This window comes from Streptomyces neyagawaensis (genome assembly GCF_023516595.1).
Taxonomy (GTDB): Bacteria; Actinomycetota; Actinomycetes; order Streptomycetales; family Streptomycetaceae; genus Streptomyces; species Streptomyces neyagawaensis.
On the sequence record NZ_JAMGBG010000124.1, the window covers coordinates 1 to 2,749 of the forward strand.

Here is a 2,749-nt window from a genome sequence, read left to right on the forward strand (position 1 = left end):
GTGCGTGGCCCGCGTCCTGGTCGCCGCCGCGCGGCTGCGCGAGGAGACCCGCGGCTGCCACTGGCGCGAGGACCACGCCGACCGCGACGACACCGACTGGCGCCGCCACATCGTCGTACGGCTCAATCCGGACCGCACGCTCGCTCTACACACCACGGATACCGCAGACTTCCCCCCTACCCGGCCGCATCACCAGGAGCAGTGACAGACGTGAGCACCCCCGAACTTCCCCTCGCCTCCGCAGGCGGCTGCGGCGACGGCTGCGCGTGCGGCGCCGACGACGGCCTCACGGGCGAGGAGTACCTGGAGTGCGGGCTCGACCCCGCGCTCGCCCAGCTCCTGGCCGACGCCGGACTCGACCCCGTCGAGGTCGAGGACATCGCCAACGTCGCCATCCAGGAGGACCTCGACCACGGTGTCGACGTCACCACCGTCGCCACGATCCCCGAGGACGCCCGCGCCACCGCCGACTTCACCGCCCGCGAGGGCGGCGTCGTGGCGGGCCTCAGGATCGCCGAGGCGGTCCTGTCGGTGGCCTGCTCCGACGAGTTCGAGGTCGAGCGCCACGTCGACGACGGCGACCGCGTGGAGGCCGGGCAGAAGCTCCTCAGCGTCACCGGCGCCACCCGCGACCTCCTCACCGCCGAACGCAGCGCCCTGAACCTCCTGTGCCGCCTCTCCGGCATCGCGACCGCCACACGCGCGTGGGCGGACGCCCTGGAGGGCACCAAGGCGAAGGTCCGCGACACCAGGAAGACGACGCCGGGGCTGCGCTCCCTGGAGAAGTTCGCCGTCCGCTGCGGCGGCGGCGTCAACCACCGCATGTCGCTGTCCGACGCGGCCCTCGTCAAGGACAACCACGTGGTCGCCGCCGGCGGGGTCGCGCAGGCCTTCAAGGCCGTCCGCGAGATGTTCCCCGAGGTGCCCATCGAGGTCGAGGTCGACACCCTCCACCAGCTCCGCGAGGTCGTCGACGCGGGCGCCGACCTGATCCTCCTGGACAACTTCACGCCCCTGGAGTGCGAGGAGGCCGTCGCCCTCGTCGCCGGCCGCGCGCTGCTGGAGGCCTCCGGCCGCCTCACCCTCACGGGCGCCAAGGCGTACGCGGACACCGGCGTCGACTTCCTGGCCGTCGGGGCCCTGACCCACTCGTCCCCGATCCTGGACATCGGCCTCGACCTGCGCGCGGCCGAGTAGGGACGGGGACCGGTCATGCTGCTGACGATCGACGTGGGCAACACCCAAACCGTACTCGGACTGTTCGACGGCGAGGACATCGTCGAACACTGGCGCATCTCCACGGACGCGCGCCGTACCGCCGACGAACTGGCGGTCCTCCTCCAGGGCCTCATGGGCATGCACCCGCTCCTCGGCGAGGAACTCGGCGACGGCATCGACGGCATCGCCATCTGCGCGACGGTCCCCTCGGTGCTGCACGAACTGCGGGAGGTGACCCGGCGCTACTACGGGGACGTCCCGGCGGTCCTCGTCGAGCCCGGCGTGAAGACCGGCGTGCCGATCCTCACCGACAACCCCAAGGAGGTCGGCGCCGACCGCATCATCAACGCGGTCGCCGCGGTCGAGCTGTACGGCGGTCCCGCGATCGTCGTCGACTTCGGTACGGCGACGACGTTCGACGCGGTCAGCGCGCGCGGCGAGTACGTCGGCGGTGTCATCTCCCCCGGCATCGAGATCTCCGTCGACGCGCTCGGCGTCAAGGGCGCGCAGCTCCGCAAGATCGAGGTCGCCAGACCGCGCAGCGTGATCGGCAAGAACACGGTCGAGGCGATGCAGGCGGGCATCGTCTACGGGTTCGCCGGGCAGGTCGACGGCGTGGTGAGCCGCATGGTCCGCGAGCTGGCGGACGACCCGGAGGAGGTGACGGTGATCGCCACGGGTGGGTTGGCGCCGATGGTGCTGGGCGAGTCCTCGGTGATCGACGAGCACGAGCCGTGGTTGACGCTGATCGGATTGCGGCTGGTGTACGAGCGGAACGTGTCACGCCTGTGAGGGGGGCGTCGGGCGCCTTGTAGCTCGGGGCCGCGGGTTCGTTGGCGGGTGCGGGTGGTTCGTGGTTCCTCGCGCAGTTCCCCGCGCCCCTGAAGGAACGGGCCTGCGGCCCGCCCTTCATGAAAAGCACGGGGCGCGGCCCCGGTCGCCCGGAAGGCGATCAGCGTTCAAGATCCCCCCACGCGGGTGGTCCCCGGCGCCACGCGCCCCACGCGGGCCTCTTTTGTCTGATTAGCGCGTATCGTCGCCGCATGCCCACGCCCCACGGAACCCGCGGCGGCATGGCGTTCGGCGCTGAGGAGCTGCGTGTGCTCCGTCGTGCCCTCGCCCTCGCCCTGAACCCCAGTCCCGCTTCGGCGGAGGACGTCCAGGACTGCCTCCGGCTCGCCGAGTCCGTCGACGAGGCGACCCGCGAGGACGCCCGCCTGAGGGCCTTCCTGCTGGCCGACCTCGCCCGCTACCGCGACGCGCTCCCCGGCACGGTCACGGGCTACGCGGCCCTGCTGGGGGAGGCCCTGGACACCGGGTACAGCCCCCAGCCGGACGACCTCGCGGCGCTGCGCGCCCTGCGCGGCAACCCCGCGGCGGCCGCGCTGCTGGACCGCTGCCGCTCCCTCGCGGAGCGGGACGTGCGCGCCCGCTTCGCGGGGCGCGCGGCGCGGACGGTGGTCGTCCCGGCCTCCCGCTCCGGCGCCGGTGCCCACGCGCGCGGCCGGCTCACCGCCCTGCCAGGCGGCCT

The 2,749-nt window shown here is 73.0% G+C and carries 3 protein-coding genes and 1 pseudogene; all 4 read left to right on the forward strand.

The features are described from left to right. Window positions 1-205, forward strand: a pseudogene (locus M8J73_RS36000) (L-aspartate oxidase); the annotation flags it as partial. A 5-nt stretch (window positions 206-210) separates the two neighbouring features. Then, window positions 211-1,197: a carboxylating nicotinate-nucleotide diphosphorylase gene (nadC, locus tag M8J73_RS36005; RefSeq protein WP_055540747.1), complete on the forward strand. Its 987-nt coding sequence runs from the start codon at window positions 211-213 to the stop codon at window positions 1,195-1,197. A 15-nt stretch (window positions 1,198-1,212) separates the two neighbouring features. Further along, window positions 1,213-2,010, forward strand: coding sequence for a type III pantothenate kinase (locus tag M8J73_RS36010; RefSeq protein WP_055540748.1), 798 nt, complete (start codon window positions 1,213-1,215; stop codon window positions 2,008-2,010). Window positions 2,011-2,261: 251 nt separating this feature from the next. Continuing rightward, window positions 2,262-2,749, forward strand: a 488-nt coding sequence (locus M8J73_RS36015; RefSeq protein ID WP_249829553.1) for a hypothetical protein, incomplete at its 3' end; no start/stop codon positions are given.